The following is a 14,334-nucleotide window of genomic DNA, read 5'->3' on the forward strand; positions in this document are numbered from 1 at the left end:
GAACACATCAGGATCATCGTCAAGCGCGACGATGCGCCCGTTCGATTTCACTGTTGAAAGGCGACCGATGAAGAAGTCCCTGTCCGCTGCAGCCGCCCTGACCGGCGCCGCTGCGCTTCTGCTCGCTGGCTGCGCCAGCACCTCGAGCCCCGCTCCCGGCGGCACCGGCGGAGGCGAGGAACCCGCTGCCGAAGCCGGGCGCGCCTGCGTCATCCTGCCCGACGCCGCCTCCTCCCCCCGATGGGAGAACTTCGACCGCAAGTACCTGCAGGAAGGCCTCGAGGAGGCGGGCTTCGACGTCGACATCCAGAACGCACAGGGCGACACGTCGAAGTACACGACCATCGCCGATCAGCAGCTCACGCAGGGCTGCGGCGTCATGCTGCTCGTCGACTACAACGGCGCCGCTGCCGGCGTCGCGACGAAGGCGAAGGGCCAGGGCATTCCCGTCATCGCCTACGACCGTCCGTTCGCAGGCGCCGACTACTACGTCTCCTTCGACAACGTCGAGGTCGGGCGCCTCGAGGGGCAGACCGTCCTCGACGGCCTGAAGGCCGCCGGCAAGGAGCCCGGCGACGCCGCGGTGTTCTACATGGGCGGCGACCCGACCGACGGCAACGCCGCGATGTTCCGCTCCGGCGCCGTCGAGGTCATGGAGGCGGCGGGCGTCGAGGCGATCGCGGAGCCTCCGGGAGTGTGGGACGGCGCGAAGAGCCAGACCAACTTCGAGCAGGCGCTGACGGCCAACGGCGGCACGGTCGACGGCGTCTGGGCGGCGAACGACACGAACGCCGACGGCGTCATCAAGGTGCTGCAGGATCGCGGCATCGAGGGCGTGGCGGTCTCCGGTCAGGATGCCAACCTCGAAGGCCTCCGCAACATCCTCACGGGATGGCAGACCGCGACCGTCTACAAGCCCGTGAAGGACGAGGCCGACAAGGCCGTCGAGGTCGCGACCGCGCTGCTGTCGGGCGAGAAGCCGACGGCCGATCAGGAGCTCGAGGACGGCACGCCGTACATCTCCGTGGCCCCGCAGCTGGTCGGTCCGGAGCAGGTCAAGGATGTCGTCGCCGCCGGTGACGCGTCGGCCGATGACATCTGCTCGGGCGACATCAACGGCGTGAGCCTCGCCGACAAGTGCGCCGAGTTCGGCGTCGAGTGAGCTGAGGAGTGCGGGGGTGTCGCCGCCGGCGGCATCCCCGCACTCCTGCGAACCGACTCCGATCCCTGACTGCAAGGAGCTCCGCATGAGCGAACCCATCATCCAGCTGCGCCGCGTGACCAAGTCGTTCGGCCCCGTCAGCGTCCTCAAGGGCGTGGACCTCAGCGTCCGCCCCGGCCAGGTGACCGCCCTCGTCGGCGACAACGGCGCCGGCAAGTCCACCCTCATCAAGGGCCTCGCCGGCGTGCAGCCCTACGACTCCGGCGACGTGCTCGTCGACGGAGAGTCCCACCCCCTCCGCAGCCCGCGGGAGGCCGGCGCGCTGGGCATCGAGGTGGTCTACCAGGACCTCGCCCTCTGCGACAACCTCGACATCGTCCAGAACATGTTCCTCGGGCGCGAGGAGCTCTCGGCCGGCACCTTCGACGAGGGTCGGATGGAGCGCGAGGCGTCCGACACCCTGAGGTCGCTCTCGGTGCGCACGGTCAAGAGCGTCCGCCAGAAGGTCTCGAGCCTGTCGGGCGGTCAGCGGCAGACCGTCGCGATCGCGCGCGCAGTGCTCAAGAAGGCCCGCGTCGTGATCCTCGACGAGCCCACCGCCGCCCTCGGCGTGGCGCAGACCGAGCAGGTGCTGAACCTCGTCCGCCGGCTGGCCGATCAGGGCGTCGCGGTCGTCCTCATCAGCCACAACCTCGCCGACGTGTTCGAGGTCGCCGACGACATCGCCGTGCTCTACCTCGGCCAGATGGTCGCGCAGGTCGCGACATCCGAGTCCACCCGTGACGAGATCGTCGGCTACATCACCGGCACCAAGGTGCCTCCCGGCGTCGAACTCGTCGGCACATCGACCATCCCCGTCGGAGGAGACGCATGAGCACCAGCACCCGAACCGCCGCCGCGCCCGACCCGGTCGTCAGCGACCTCATCGGCAGCGGGGTCGAAGGCGGCGTCGGCGACCAGGTCAAGGCCTGGCTGCAGCGAGTCCGAGGCGGAGAGATGGGCGCTCTTCCTGCCGTCGGCGGCCTCGTCCTCCTCGCGATCCTCTTCGGGTCGCTGAGCCCCTACTTCTTCACCGCCGTCAACTTCGCGAACCTCATGAACCAGTCGGCGTCGCTCGTCGTCCTCGGCATGGCGCTCGTCTTCGTGCTCCTCCTCGGCGAGATCGACCTGTCCGCGGGAGTCACCGGCGGTGTCGGCATGGCCCTGTTCGTCGTCCTGAACGTCAAGTACGACATCCCCTGGCCGCTCGCGCTGGCCGCCGGATTCGGTCTCGGCCTCGCGACCGGAGCGATGATCGGATTCCTGGTCGCCCGGGTCGGCATCCCGTCGTTCGTCGTGACGCTGGGCCTGTTCCTCGGATATCAGGGTCTCGCCCTGCTCATCATCGGGGCGGGCGGGCTCTACCCGATCCAGGCGCCCGAGCTCATCGCGCTGCAGAACGGCCGACTGCCGGTGTGGGGCGGCTGGGTGATGTTGGCCGTCATCGTCGGCGTCTCAGCGGCGACGTCGTTCTGGGACCGCGCCCGGCGACGCCGCGCAGAGGTGCCGAACCGGCCGCTGGCGCTCGTGCTCATCAAGCTCGGCGTCATCGCCGCACTCGGCGGCGCCGTGGTCGCGGTCTTGAACCTCGACCGGTCGCAGTCGGTCATCCCCGTGCAGGGCGTTCCGGTCATCGTGCCGGTCGTCCTCACGATCCTCTGGGTCGGCACGTTCGTCCTCGATCGCACCCGGTTCGGCCGCTACGTGTACGCGATCGGGGGCAATGCCGAGGCGGCCCGCCGCTCGGGCATCAAGGTCCGGTGGGTGAAGTGGTGGTGCTTCGTCATCGCCTCGGGGCTCGCCGTCGTCTCCCTGCTGTTCGCCCAGACGCGCATCGGCTCGGTCGACGGCGCCGTCGGACGTGACATCGTGCTGTCGGGCGTCGCTGCGGCCGTCGTCGGCGGTGTCAGCTTGTTCGGCGGCCGCGGCCGTCTGGTGCACGCGGCGATCGGCGCTTTGGTGATCGCGGTGATCATCAACGGCCTGGGCCTGCTGCGCATGGATGCCGGGGTGAACCTCCTCGTGACCGGCGGGGTGCTGATCCTCGCGGCGACCGTCGACGCCGTGTCGCGCCTGCGGAGCGGGGGCGCCCGGAGCTGACCACCCGGCGACCACGCAGAGACGGCGCCACCCTTCGGGGCGGCGCCGTCTTCTGTGGTGCAGCTCAGTCGCGGGTGCTCCAGAGCGCCCACACGACGAGGACCGGCTGGAACAGCAGGCGCCCCCAGCGCTTGCGGTCGCTGTCGAGGCGGAACCCCGAGCGCTCCCCCAGCGCCTGGGCGATGTTGCCGGGGAAGATCGCGATGAAGAACGCCGCCAGCAGCGCGCCCACCCGGCGGCGCTCCTTCGGCAGCACGATCAGCGCGGCGCCCAGCATGATCTCCACGGCGCCCGAGGCCACCACCACGCCGTCCTTGTCGATCGGCAGGACCTCGGTCACGACATCCGGAACCTGGTCCTGGAACTCCTTCCGAGCCCAGAACAGATGACCGAGTCCGGCGAACACCATGGCGCCGGCGAGGGCCCAGCGAGCGATTGTCTTCATCGTTCGAGTATCCCCCTGCCGGCGGGGCCCGGCGCGCCGGATAGCCTGGGACGATGACTTCTTCGACGCCGTTCCCGTTCGAGCGGCTGTCGCGCAGGCCGGATGCCGTCGGCCCGGGCCTCGAGGCCTCCGATGCCGCCGACCGCCTCATCGTCGACGAGTCCCGCGCCGCACGCGCCGCCGTCTCGGCGGGCGAGATCGCGGTGATCGGCGACACGTACGGAGCGCTGGCGCTCGCGGCCGCCCACGAGGGCGGAGCCGACATCCGCGTGCAGCAGGATGCGCTGGTCGGTGAACGCGCCCTCGCCGCGAACGCCGAGGCGCTCGGCATCCGGGATGTCCGCTCGATGCCGCTGGAGGGCAGCGCGGTCGCCGGGGCGCGGGTCGTGCTGGTCCGGCTCCCCCGGTCGCTCGACGAGCTCCGCGAGGTCGCCGGACTCATCGCCGCCCATGCGGCTCCCGACGTGACCGTCTTCGCGGGCGGACGCATCAAGCACATGACGCTCGCGATGAACGACGTGCTCGGCGAGTTCTTCGCCCGCCTCGACGTCACCCACGCCCGGCAGAAGTCGCGCGTGCTCGTGGCTCGCGACCCGCACGACGGGCGCGATCCGGTGCCTCTCCGCGGCCGGGACGGCGACCTCGAGCTGCGGGCGTTCGGCGGCGTCTTCGCCGGAGCACGACTCGACATCGGCACGCGGATGCTGATCGCCACACTGCCCGAGAAGATCACCGGCGGCTCGGCCGAAGACCCCTTGATCGACTTCGCGAGCGGCACCGGCGCTGTCGCCGCTCACCTTGCGCTGCGGCATCCGTCGGCGCACGTCTACGCGTCGGACCAGTCTGCGGCGGCGGTGGCGTCGTCGCTCGCCACCGCGGCGGCGAACGGCGTGGCCGATCGGGTGCAGGTCGTGCGCGACGACGCGCTGAGCCTCCGCCCCGACGGCTCGGCCTCGTTCATCGCCCTGAACCCGCCGTTCCACAGCGGGGGCGCGATCAGCGAGCTCATCGCGCCGCGACTGTTCGCTGACGCGGCGCGCGTGCTGCGACCCGGCGGCGAACTGTGGTGCGTCTGGAACTCGGCGCTGCAGTACCGCACCCAGCTCGAACGCCTCGTCGGTCCGACCCGTCAGGCCGCGCGCGACACGAAGTTCACGGTCTCGGTGTCGACGCGGCACTGACCGGCGTGCGCCAGGTCACTTGCCGCCCGGCGGGCCCACGATGAGCAGGGCGACGTAGAGCGCGACGATCGCGAGCACCAGCAGCACGACGAGCACGGCCGCGTGGCGCAGAAACCAGCGCAGCAGCCGGTCGATCGGCCGCGTGTCGCGAGGGTCGTCGGTCGCGTCGAGGCGCCAGGCGGCGTCGAGCCGCCCGGTGCGGTGCAGCCACCGCTCGACCGGCACGGTGGCATACGGGATGACGGCGGATGCCACGGCGAGAAGGGCCGTGCCGATCCCCCACCGGTTGTTGAGTGCGACCAGGATCGCGGTGGCGCCGTACGACAGGAAGACGAATCCGTGGATGCCACCCCCGATGGTCACGGCGACGGCGGGACCGCCCACGCCTCGGATGATGAGTCCGCCGATGAGGAGGGTCCAGGAGAAGACCTCGGCGATGGCGAGGATGCGGAAGAGGCGTGCGGGGGTGTGGAACACGCCTTCAGTGTAACTGAAGGGAACGCCGGTCAGCGCCGCGTCGCCCAGAGGGCCCAGGCGACGAGGACCGGCTGCAGGAAGAGGCGCCCGAACCGCCGGGCATCGGTGTCGAGCCCCGGAACGTCGCGACCCGTTCGCCAGTGGTGGATGTTGCCGGGGAAGACGGCGACGAAAAGGGCGGCGACGGCGACGCCGAGGCGCCGCTTCTCCGCCGGCAGGAGCGCGAGTCCGAGCCCGAGCATGATCTCCACGACTCCCGACACCACGACGATGGTGTCTTTGTCGGTGCGCAGGAGCGACGTTGCCCAGTCGGGCACGGCGATGCGGAACCCGCGGCGGAGAGTCGTCAGGTGCCCGACGCCAGCTGCCGTCAGCAGCGCCGCCAGGGCCCACCGCGCGGCCACGCGCAGGGCACTCACTCGATGACGCCCGCTCGGATGCCGTCGAGGGATTCCGCCACTCGTGGGAGCGACCGGGCAAGCGACGCGTCGAGCGCCGCGAGTCGGTCTTGCGCGTCGGCGAGGACCTTCTCGCCGGCGACCGTCACCCGCAGGTCGCTGGCCGCTCCTGCCTGCGCCGTGGCATCCGCAACGAGGCCGTCATCGACGAGCGCGTGCACCGCCGCATGGGCAGACTGCACCGTGATGCGGGATCGGCGGGCGAGTTCGGAGAACGAGATCCCCGGTTCGGCGTAGATGTGCCCGAGGAGACCGAACTTCCGGGTCGAGATGCCGAGACCCCGCAGTTCTGCTGCGAGCTGCGCCTCCCACGACGCCGACACCGCCAGCAGCGCGATGACAGGGCTGAAACGCGGTGCGTCGGTGGAGCGGGTATCGGTCACGGCAAGAAGTCTAGGAGGCACGGCGCACCGAGGTCAGCAGGCACACGCGCGGATGAACGGCGATCAGGATGCCGCACGCTCGGCGCGCCTGCGCTGCTGATACACGCGGATCGCCTCGTAGCGGTCGGCGGAGCGAGCCTGCCGCTTGGCCGCCTCGTCCTCGCGGTTCTTGGGCGGCGCGGTCGTCACGAGGTCGTCGAGCAGTCGCCGGGTCACCTCGGCGATCTCTTCGACGGCGCGGTCGAAGGCGGCCTGGTTGGCCTGGGACGGCTTCGTTGTGCCCGCGATCTTGCGGACGAACTGCACGGCGGCGTCGTGACACTCGGTGTCGGTCGCCGGCGGATCGAAGTTATGCAGCGGGACGATGTTGCGACACATGCGGGTCAGGGTACGCCCGTCGGATCCGCGTGGACAGAGGACGCGGACAGGACGAGGCGGACAGGACCCCCCTGCGAGCACCCCCCGGCATCGCAGGAGGGTCCACCCATTCCGAAACGGGTGCCGGTCGGGTGTCACACCGTTCGGAGGGGCTCCTGGGATCGCCGACGGAGTCTGGGTCGGTGACACGCTGAGCGTGCCACAGAACGAGACGCGCCGAAAGGGCGATCTCGCCACCTCCTCGGACCGCTCCACGTACGACGACGCCCGAGGCTTCGGGCTCACTTCGCAGACGCCGCGGGCCGGTACCGCGTCACGACGGAGCCGGAGCGGAGCTCCCGTCGCTCGACGAGCTCCAGCGGGAGGCGCTCGGGCAGGCCGGCGAGGAGAGTCGGGCCGTGCCCGGCGATGACGGGATGAACCACGAACTCGTACTCGTCGATGAGCCGCAGCCCGGCCAGGGCGGTGGGCAGCGTGACGCCGCCCACCCACACGTCGCCGGTCGACTCCCGCTTGAGTCGCCTCACGGCGTCGGCGAGGTCACCTCGAATCAGCTCGGCGTTCCACGAAGCGGTGCGCAGCGTGCTCGACACGACCGCCTTCTTCGCCCGATCGATGTTCTCGGCGAAGGGGACCTCCCAGTCCTCCATCCAGTCCGGCCACTCCCCCGAATCGGGCCGGCGCCACGCGGACGCCATCATCTCGTAGGTCACGCGGCCGAAGAGAAGCACCTCGGCCCGCTCCATCGCCGCCGCCCAGTAACCCATCGACTCTTCGTCGGGCGGGAGGCCCGCCTCGTGGTGGCAGCAGCCGTCGAGCGTGACGTTGATCGAGTAGCGGAGCATTCCCATGACGGCGTCCCTCCGGCATCCATCCGCACCGCGTTCACGCGGCGTCGGTGCCTGTGGGGATCGAGTATGGCGCTCGTCGGGCGGCGACGCCAGCGTCACCAGCGCCCCGCCGCGAATGCGGAAGGCCCCCGGCGACCCGCTCAGAAGAGCGGATGCCGGGGGCCTTTCGCAGGTCGGGTCGCGCGTTCGCGACCGCATGCCGGTCATCCATCTACCCGACCCACGCCACCGTGGGAAAAACGCGCGCGCGGAATGGCGGCCGCGCGCCAGTTTGAACGGACATCCGAGAGAACGGATCGCCCGAACGTGTAAACAGCGATTCTTGCGCAGAAGAGCTCAGAAGCCGACCGCGGCGGCGCCGTGCGCTGCTTGTTCCTTCGAGAAGCCCTCAAAAACTAGCTGGTCGATCAGGCCCTGACGGGAGAAGGAAGAGAACTCCATGTAGTCCGCTGCCTTTGCTGCCGCTTGGTCCATCCAATCGGCTCCAACGTTCTCAACACCGAAGGTCGCCTCGTCTTTCGTGAACCCCTCGAACTCGAGCTGCTCGATGAGTCCGCTTCGAGAGAAGGCGCTGAAGCTGAGATAACTGCCTGCCTTATCGACAGCATTCTGTTGCCCCACCGAGAGGACGGGCTTGTCTACTGCTTCGATCACGATCGTGCCGCCGATCTCGACCTTGGTGCCTCCTGCGGGCACCGTACCCGTCACGTCGGCATCGCCTTTCGTGGAGAACTCAGGCACGAGCCCGAGAGCGACGAGTTCGCCGGCGGCCTCCTCAGCCGTCTGACCCTCCAGGACCGGCACCTCGACCATTTCCGGCTCAGGCTCGGCGGCCTCTTCTTCGACTGCGTCAACAGGTTCCACGGCCGCGGGGGGCGAACTGGGCGACGCTTCTGCCGCAATTGGTTCGATGTCCCTGCCGCCGCCGAGCGCAGACCCGATCCCACCGATGAGAAGCACACCTGCGGCGATGGAGCCGCCGATGATCCAGCCCCTTCGACCTCGTTTCTTCGCGTTCGGTGATGCAGGCGCCGCGTCGGGACGCGTCGCAGGCGACGGATTCTGTTCCTGCCATTGCGCGCCATCCCAGTAGCGCGGTTCGTTATTCGCGTGAGCGGCCGGGTACCAGCCGGGCGCGGGCAAAGGCGTGTCAGTCATTCGGATCCCCCCAGATTCGTCGCCGCGTCGTCGCGCCGACGAACGTGAGATTAGCGCGTTCTCATCGAATGGCGCCATCTTCCGGGCTGAGTTCGCACGCTGCGACGTGGGTCCGGTCGCCTCTGCTCCTCTTCGGGCGGCGACGCCAGCGTCACCAGCGCCCCGCCGCGAATGCGGAAGGCCCCTGGCGACCCGCTCAGAAGAGCGGATGCCGGGGGCCTTTCGCAGGTCGGTCGCGCGTTCGCGACCCGGGGATCTCAGAAGTCCCAGTCGTCGTCCTCGGTCGCAACGGCCTTGCCGATGACGTACGAGGAGCCCGACCCGCTGAAGAAGTCGTGGTTCTCGTCGGCGTTGGGCGACAGCGCCGAGAGGATGGCCGGGTTCACGTTGGTGACGCTCGCCGGGAACATCGCCTCGTAGCCGAGGTTCATCAGCGCCTTGTTCGCGTTGTAGTGCAGGAACTTCTTGACGTCCTCGGTCTGGCCGATGCCGTCGTAGAGGTCCTGGGTGTACTGCACCTCGTTGTCGTAGAGCTCGTACATCAGCGAGAACGCGTAGTCCTTGAGCTCTGCGCGCTCGGCTTCGCCCAGCGTCTCGAGCCCCCGCTGGAACTTGTAGCCGATGTAGTAGCCGTGCACGGCCTCGTCACGGATGATGAGGCGGATGATGTCGGCCGTGTTCGTCAGCTTCGCCTTCGACGACCAGTACAGCGGCAGGTAGAAGCCGGAGTAGAAGAGGAACGACTCGAGCATCGTCGAGGCGATCTTCCGCTTGAGCGGCTCGTCGCCCCGGTAGTAGTCCATGACGATCCGAGCCTTCTTCTGAAGGTTCTCGTTCTCCGTCGACCACCGGAACGCGTCGTCGATCTCGGGCGTCGAGGCGAGCGTCGAGAAGATCGACGAGTAGCTCTTCGCATGCACCGACTCCATGAACGCGATGTTGGTGTACACCGCCTCCTCGTGGGGGGTGATGGCGTCCGGGATCAGCGAGACGGCGCCGACGGTGCCCTGGATCGTGTCGAGGAGGGTCAGACCGGTGAAGACGCGCATCGTGGTGGTGCGCTCCTCGGGGGTCAGCGTCGCCCACGACTGGATGTCGTTGGACAGCGGCACCTTCTCGGGAAGCCAGAAGTTGTTGACGAGACGGTTCCAGACCTCGAGGTCCTTGTCGTCCTGGATCCGGTTCCAGTTGATGGCCTGGACGGATCCGAGCAGCTTGAGCGGTTCGGGGGTCATGTCGTTTCCTTAGGGAGTCTCAGGCGGCTCAGAGCATGCACGAGACGCACTCGGCCATGTCGGTGCCCTCGAGCGCCATCTGGCGGAGACGGATGTAGTAGATCGTCTTGATGCCCTTGCGCCATGCGTAGATCTGCGCCCGGTTGATGTCACGCGTGGTGGCGGTGTCCTTGAAGAACAGCGTCAGCGAGAGGCCCTGGTCGACGTGCTGCGTCGCCGCGGCGTAGGTGTCGATGACCTTCTCGTAGCCGATCTCGTATGCGTCTTCGTAGTACTCGAGGTTGTCGTTCGTCATGAACGGCGCCGGGTAGTAGACGCGGCCGATCTTGCCTTCCTTGCGGATCTCGATCTTCGACGCGATCGGGTGGATCGAGCTCGTCGAGTTGTTGATGTACGAGATCGAGCCCGTCGGCGGCACGGCCTGCAGGTTCTGGTTGTAGATGCCGTGCTTCTGGATCGACGCCTTCAGCGCGGTCCAGTCCTCCTGCGTCGGGATGTGGATGCCGTCGAACAGCTCGGCGACGCGCGGCGTGGCCGGAGCCCACTCCTGCTCGATGTACTTGTCGAAGAAGCTGCCCGATGCGTAGGTCGAGTCCCAGAACCCGTCGAACACCTGGCCGCGCTCGATCGAGATCTTGTTGGATGCCTCGAGCGCGTGGAACAGCACGGTGTAGAAGTAGATGTTCGTGAAGTCGACACCCTCCTCCGAGCCGTAGTGGACATGCTCGCGGGCGAGGTAGCCGTGCAGGTTCATCTGGCCCAGGCCGATCGCGTGCGACCGGTCGTTGCCGTCTTCGATCGAGCGGACGGAGCGGATGTGGCTCTGGTCGCTGACCGCGGTGAGGGCACGGATGCTGGTCTCCACCGTGCCGGCGAGGTCGCGGCCGTCCATCGCGAGGGCGATGTTCATCGATCCCAGGTTGCAGGAGATGTCCTTGCCGATCGCGGCGTACGAGAGGTCCTCGTTGAACGTCGTGGGCGTGTTGACCTGCAGGATCTCCGAGCACAGGTTCGACATGTTGATCCGGCCCTTGATCGGGTTCGCCCGGTTCACCGTGTCCTCGAACATGATGTACGGGTAGCCCGACTCGAACTGGATCTCGGCGAGGGTCTGGAAGAACTCGCGCGCGTTGATCTTCGTCTTCTTGATGCGCGCATCATCGACCATCTCGCGGTACTTCTCGGTGACCGAGATGTCGCCGAACGGAACGCCATAGACCTTCTCGACGTCGTAGGGCGAGAAGAGGTACATGTCCTCGTCGTTGCGAGCGAGCTCGAACGTGATGTCGGGCACGACGACACCGAGCGACAGCGTCTTGATGCGGATCTTCTCGTCGGCGTTCTCACGCTTGGTGTCGAGGAACTTCATGATGTCGGGGTGGTGGGCCGAGAGGTAGACGGCGCCGGCGCCCTGACGCGCCCCCAGCTGGTTGGCGTAGCTGAAGCTGTCTTCGAGGAGCTTCATCACGGGGATGATGCCCGACGACTGGTTCTCGATCTGCTTGATCGGCGCGCCGGCCTCGCGGATGTTCGAGAGGAGCAGCGCAACGCCGCCGCCGCGCTTGGAGAGCTGGAGCGAGGAGTTGATGCCGCGGGAGATCGACTCCATGTTGTCTTCGATGCGGAGCAGGAAGCAGGAGACGAGCTCGCCGCGCTGCGCCTTGCCGGCGTTGAGGAAGGTCGGCGTCGCGGGCTGGAAACGTCCCGAGAGGATCTCATCGACGAGCATGTTGGCGAGCTGCTGGTCGCCGTCGGCGAGCGCGAGGGCCGTCATGACGACGCGGTCCTCGAAGCGCTCGAGGTAGCGCTTGCCGTCGAAGGTCTTGAGCGTGTAGCTCGTGTAGTACTTGAACGCGCCGAGGAACGTGTCGAAGCGGAACTTCTTGGCGTACGCGCGGTCGTTGAGGGCCTGGATGAACTCGAACGGGTACTGGTCGATGACCGCGCCCTCGTAGTACTCCTTCTCGACGAGGTAGTCGAGCTTCTCCTTGAGGGAGTGGAAGAACACGGTGTTCTGGTTCACGTGCTGCAGGAAGTACTCCCGCGCCGCACGCCGGTCGGCATCGAACTGGATCTTGCCGTCCTCGCCGTACAGGTTGAGCATCGCATTGAGGGCGTGGTAATCCATGCCCTCGAAGCGGACCTCGGTCTTGAAGGCCTTGTCGGTCACTGCAGCTTCCACCAGTCTTCCAATCCGCCGCTCACGCGGTCGACATCGTCGGGTGTGCCGAATACTTCGAGCCGGTACAAGTGCGGCACTGAACACTTGCGGCTGATGATGTCTCCGGCCAGGCCGAAGGCCTCGCCGAAATTGCTGTTTCCCGCGGAGATCACTCCCCGCAGCAGCGCCCGGTTGGCCTCGTCGTTGAGGAACCGGACGACCTGCTTGGGAACCGCGCCCTTCTCTTCTCCCCGTCCCTGTCCTCCCCCGTAGGTGGGAGTGACGAGCACGTAGGGCTCATCGACATGGAGGAGAGGTTCGGAGGAGTGGATCGGGATCCGGAGAGCCGGCATCCCGAGCTTCTCGATGAATCGCGCCGTGTTGCCCGACACGCTCGAGAAGAAGACGAGCAGCGGCACGTTCGTTGCGACGGCCGCGCTCATCGTCACACCAGACGTGCGGCGAGCTCGTCGATCTTGTCGGGACGGAAGCCCGACCAGTGGTCCTCGTCGGTGACGACGACCGGCGCCTGCAGGTAGCCGAGCGACTTGACGTGCTCGAGCGCATCGGCGTCGGCCGAGACGTCGAGGATGTTGTACTCGATGCCCTTGGAGTCCAGCGCGCGGTACGTCGCGTTGCACTGGACGCAGGACGGCTTGGTGTAAACGGTGATCGCCATGTTCGACCCTCTCTCCTGGTGAAAAATCGTGGTGAAAGCTCGGGGCTCCGGTCGGCGACTCGCTGAGTCGTCCGGCGTGGTGTTGCCCGGAGCTCAATACTACATATGGGTGCCGACACTGAGTGGAACCACAAGGGCTAGTAGTTACATCCGTGTAGTTTTCCCCCACTCCTCCACAGGTACAACACAGGTTGTCCACCATTTCATCCACAACCGCGGGTCGGATCCGGGTCGTCGAAAAGCCCGGGCAGACGGGCTTTCCGGGCAGCGCCCAGCCGATCCATCCACAGGCGTGACGCTACGGAGACCCTCCGACATCCGATTCCGGAGGCCCCGGCGTGTCGGGCGTGTCGACGCCGTTCCGGCGTGCCGCGGGAGGGCCCTGCACCGGTACGGTGAAGAGGTGGCGGGGTACAAAGAACTTCTGCGCGCGCCGGGCGTCGCGCGCATCATCGCCGCACAGCTGACGGCGCGCTTTCCGAGCGGGATGACGAGCCTCGCTGTGCTCCTGCACGTCGAGCAGTCCACCGGCTCATACGGCGCCGCCGGCATCGTCCTCGCGGCCGTCTCGCTCGGCCAGGCGATCTCGGGGCCGGTGACGAGCCGGTGGATGGGCGTCTGGGGCATGCGGCGCGTGCTCACCCTCACCGCGGCCGTCTGCGCCGCCGCCGTGCTGGCTCTCGCCGTCCTCCCCCTGGGGCTCCCCGGCTTCATCGTGTTCGGCTTCCTCGCCGGCATCTCCAACCCGCCGGTGCAGCCGGCGGTGCGGACGATCTACCCGAAGATCGTGACCTCCCGTCAGCTCACCCCGCTGTTCTCCCTCGACGCGAGCCTGCAGGAGATCATCTGGATCATCGCGCCCGTGGTCACCACGCTCGTCGCGACCCAGGTCGGCACCGTACCCGCGCTCCTCCTGATCGTCGTCATCCTCATCGGCGGCTGCGCGTGGTTCATCCTCTCCCCCGAGGTCGGCCGCGTCCGCATCCCCCGCAGCCGCCGCGGATTCGGGCGCGTGCTGGGCAAGCCGGTCGTGCTCCTCGCGACGGTCACCGGCTTCCTGCTCATCGGAGCGTGCGCGGCCGTCGAAGCGGGTGTCGTCGCATCGTTCGGGCACGACGGCATCGAAGCGGGCGTCGTCCTCGCGGTCTTCGCGGTCGGCAGCCTCGCCGGGGGTCTGGGCTTCGGCCACATCCCGATCGGCCGGTGGGCGATGGCGCGCCGGCTCACGATCGTGACGATCGGCGTCTCAGCCGTGGTCTTCTCCCTCAACGCCTGGTGGATGGGGGCGACACTGTTCGTCGCCGGTCTCGGCGTCGCACCCGCCCTCGCCGTGATGTTCGCGATCACGAGCGCGAGCGTGAAGTTCAGCGAGACGGCCGAAGCGTACGGCTGGATCGGCACCGGTCAGCTCATCGGCTCCGCGGCGGGCTCCGCCGTGGCCGGATTCCTGATCGACGGCGTCGGCCCGGTCGGCGCGTTCTACGCCGCGGCGGTCTTCGCGCTCGCAGGCGCGGTCGTCGCCGCCGTGTTCGTCCGCGGGTTCCCCGACCTCCGAGGGCGCGACGCAAGCCCCATCCCCGACACCGAACCGGTGCCGGTCATCACCTGATCGGCCCAGGACGCGCGA

Annotated in this window: 16 protein-coding genes; 5 read left to right on the forward strand and 11 right to left on the reverse strand. The window is 68.0% G+C overall.

Annotated features, from left to right (window positions below; all coding sequences use genetic code 11):
- Positions 1-67 precede the first annotated feature (67 nt).
- The 3 genes from ACJJV7_RS09700 (at position 68) to ACJJV7_RS09710 (ending at position 3,301) form a co-directional block, all read left to right on the forward strand.
- Positions 68-1,162, forward strand: coding sequence for a sugar ABC transporter substrate-binding protein (locus tag ACJJV7_RS09700; RefSeq protein WP_405375290.1), 1,095 nt, complete (start codon positions 68-70; stop codon positions 1,160-1,162).
- 85 nt (positions 1,163-1,247) lie between these two features.
- A complete protein-coding gene (locus ACJJV7_RS09705) occupies positions 1,248-2,036 on the forward strand; it encodes an ATP-binding cassette domain-containing protein (protein WP_405375288.1) in 789 nt (262 codons plus the stop codon).
- A complete protein-coding gene (locus ACJJV7_RS09710; RefSeq protein WP_405375286.1) occupies positions 2,033-3,301 on the forward strand; it encodes a sugar ABC transporter permease in 1,269 nt (422 codons plus the stop codon). The genes ACJJV7_RS09705 and ACJJV7_RS09710 overlap by 4 nt, the downstream gene beginning before the upstream one ends.
- Before the next feature lie 64 nt (positions 3,302-3,365).
- On the opposite strand, the gene ACJJV7_RS09715 is transcribed toward ACJJV7_RS09710, so the two are convergent.
- A complete protein-coding gene (locus ACJJV7_RS09715) occupies positions 3,366-3,746 on the reverse strand; it encodes a hypothetical protein (protein WP_405375284.1) in 381 nt (126 codons plus the stop codon).
- 53 nt (positions 3,747-3,799) lie between these two features.
- On the opposite strand from ACJJV7_RS09715, the gene ACJJV7_RS09720 reads away from it, so the two are divergent.
- Positions 3,800-4,927 carry a class I SAM-dependent methyltransferase gene (locus tag ACJJV7_RS09720; protein WP_405375282.1) on the forward strand — a complete coding sequence of 376 codons (1,128 nt, stop codon included), beginning with the start codon at positions 3,800-3,802 and terminating at the stop codon, positions 4,925-4,927.
- Positions 4,928-4,942: 15 nt separating this feature from the next.
- Here the strand turns inward: ACJJV7_RS09720 and ACJJV7_RS09725 are convergent, their stop codons facing one another.
- The 10 genes from ACJJV7_RS09725 to nrdH form a co-directional block, all read right to left on the reverse strand.
- Complete coding sequence (locus ACJJV7_RS09725) at positions 4,943-5,404, reverse strand: DUF3817 domain-containing protein (protein WP_405375280.1); 462 nt, start codon at positions 5,402-5,404, stop codon at positions 4,943-4,945.
- 29 nt (positions 5,405-5,433) lie between these two features.
- Positions 5,434-5,814: a hypothetical protein gene (locus ACJJV7_RS09730; protein ID WP_405376170.1), complete on the reverse strand. Its 381-nt coding sequence runs from the start codon at positions 5,812-5,814 to the stop codon at positions 5,434-5,436.
- Positions 5,815-5,819: 5 nt separating this feature from the next.
- Positions 5,820-6,245 (reverse strand): MarR family winged helix-turn-helix transcriptional regulator, encoded by a 426-nt coding sequence (locus tag ACJJV7_RS09735; RefSeq protein WP_405375278.1) that lies wholly within the window; start codon positions 6,243-6,245, stop codon positions 5,820-5,822.
- A 63-nt stretch (positions 6,246-6,308) separates the two neighbouring features.
- On the reverse strand, positions 6,309-6,623 hold the full coding sequence (locus tag ACJJV7_RS09740; RefSeq protein WP_405375276.1) for a DUF2277 domain-containing protein: 315 nt from the start codon (positions 6,621-6,623) through the stop codon (positions 6,309-6,311).
- A 281-nt stretch (positions 6,624-6,904) separates the two neighbouring features.
- Positions 6,905-7,474, reverse strand: coding sequence for a dihydrofolate reductase family protein (locus tag ACJJV7_RS09745; RefSeq protein ID WP_405375274.1), 570 nt, complete (start codon positions 7,472-7,474; stop codon positions 6,905-6,907).
- Between the two features lie 336 nt (positions 7,475-7,810).
- Positions 7,811-8,632: an Ltp family lipoprotein gene (locus ACJJV7_RS09750; RefSeq protein WP_405375272.1), complete on the reverse strand. Its 822-nt coding sequence runs from the start codon at positions 8,630-8,632 to the stop codon at positions 7,811-7,813.
- Positions 8,633-8,889: 257 nt separating this feature from the next.
- Positions 8,890-9,867, reverse strand: a complete 978-nt coding sequence (gene nrdF, locus ACJJV7_RS09755; RefSeq protein ID WP_405375270.1) for a class 1b ribonucleoside-diphosphate reductase subunit beta — start codon at positions 9,865-9,867, stop codon at positions 8,890-8,892.
- A 28-nt stretch (positions 9,868-9,895) separates the two neighbouring features.
- Positions 9,896-11,995: a class 1b ribonucleoside-diphosphate reductase subunit alpha gene (gene nrdE, locus ACJJV7_RS09760; RefSeq protein ID WP_405376168.1), complete on the reverse strand. Its 2,100-nt coding sequence runs from the start codon at positions 11,993-11,995 to the stop codon at positions 9,896-9,898.
- A 38-nt stretch (positions 11,996-12,033) separates the two neighbouring features.
- The gene (gene nrdI, locus ACJJV7_RS09765) at positions 12,034-12,471 is read right to left on the reverse strand and encodes a class Ib ribonucleoside-diphosphate reductase assembly flavoprotein NrdI (RefSeq protein ID WP_405375268.1); all 438 of its coding nucleotides are present in this window, start codon (positions 12,469-12,471) and stop codon (positions 12,034-12,036) included.
- A gap of 2 nt (positions 12,472-12,473) precedes the next feature.
- Positions 12,474-12,707, reverse strand: coding sequence for a glutaredoxin-like protein NrdH (nrdH, locus tag ACJJV7_RS09770; protein ID WP_405375266.1), 234 nt, complete (start codon positions 12,705-12,707; stop codon positions 12,474-12,476).
- 403 nt (positions 12,708-13,110) lie between these two features.
- Between nrdH and ACJJV7_RS09775 the strand changes: the two genes are divergently transcribed.
- Positions 13,111-14,316, forward strand: coding sequence for an MFS transporter (locus tag ACJJV7_RS09775; RefSeq protein WP_405375264.1), 1,206 nt, complete (start codon positions 13,111-13,113; stop codon positions 14,314-14,316).
- Positions 14,317-14,334: the final 18 nt, after the last annotated feature.

The sequence above is a fragment of the Microbacterium sp. Ld4 genome (assembly GCF_045066555.1).
Lineage (GTDB): Bacteria > Actinomycetota > Actinomycetes > Actinomycetales > Microbacteriaceae > Microbacterium.

Excerpts from the sequence above, each read along its gene's own strand:
- ACJJV7_RS09700 (WP_405375290.1), top strand. The coding sequence starts at position 68 with ATGAAGAAGTCCCTGTCCGCTGCAGCCGCCCTGACCGGCGCCGCTGCG.
- ACJJV7_RS09705 (WP_405375288.1), top strand. The coding sequence starts at position 1,248 with ATGAGCGAACCCATCATCCAGCTGCGCCGCGTGACCAAGTCGTTCGGC.
- ACJJV7_RS09710 (WP_405375286.1), top strand. The coding sequence starts at position 2,033 with ATGAGCACCAGCACCCGAACCGCCGCCGCGCCCGACCCGGTCGTCAGC.
- ACJJV7_RS09715 (WP_405375284.1), bottom strand. The coding sequence starts at position 3,746 with ATGAAGACAATCGCTCGCTGGGCCCTCGCCGGCGCCATGGTGTTCGCC.
- ACJJV7_RS09720 (WP_405375282.1), top strand. The coding sequence starts at position 3,800 with ATGACTTCTTCGACGCCGTTCCCGTTCGAGCGGCTGTCGCGCAGGCCG.
- ACJJV7_RS09740 (WP_405375276.1), bottom strand. The coding sequence starts at position 6,623 with ATGTGTCGCAACATCGTCCCGCTGCATAACTTCGATCCGCCGGCGACC.
- ACJJV7_RS09745 (WP_405375274.1), bottom strand. The coding sequence starts at position 7,474 with ATGGGAATGCTCCGCTACTCGATCAACGTCACGCTCGACGGCTGCTGC.
- ACJJV7_RS09750 (WP_405375272.1), bottom strand. The coding sequence starts at position 8,632 with ATGACTGACACGCCTTTGCCCGCGCCCGGCTGGTACCCGGCCGCTCAC.
- nrdF (WP_405375270.1), bottom strand. The coding sequence starts at position 9,867 with ATGACCCCCGAACCGCTCAAGCTGCTCGGATCCGTCCAGGCCATCAAC.
- nrdE (WP_405376168.1), bottom strand. The coding sequence starts at position 11,995 with ATGGATTACCACGCCCTCAATGCGATGCTCAACCTGTACGGCGAGGAC.
- nrdI (WP_405375268.1), bottom strand. The coding sequence starts at position 12,471 with ATGAGCGCGGCCGTCGCAACGAACGTGCCGCTGCTCGTCTTCTTCTCG.
- nrdH (WP_405375266.1), bottom strand. The coding sequence starts at position 12,707 with ATGGCGATCACCGTTTACACCAAGCCGTCCTGCGTCCAGTGCAACGCG.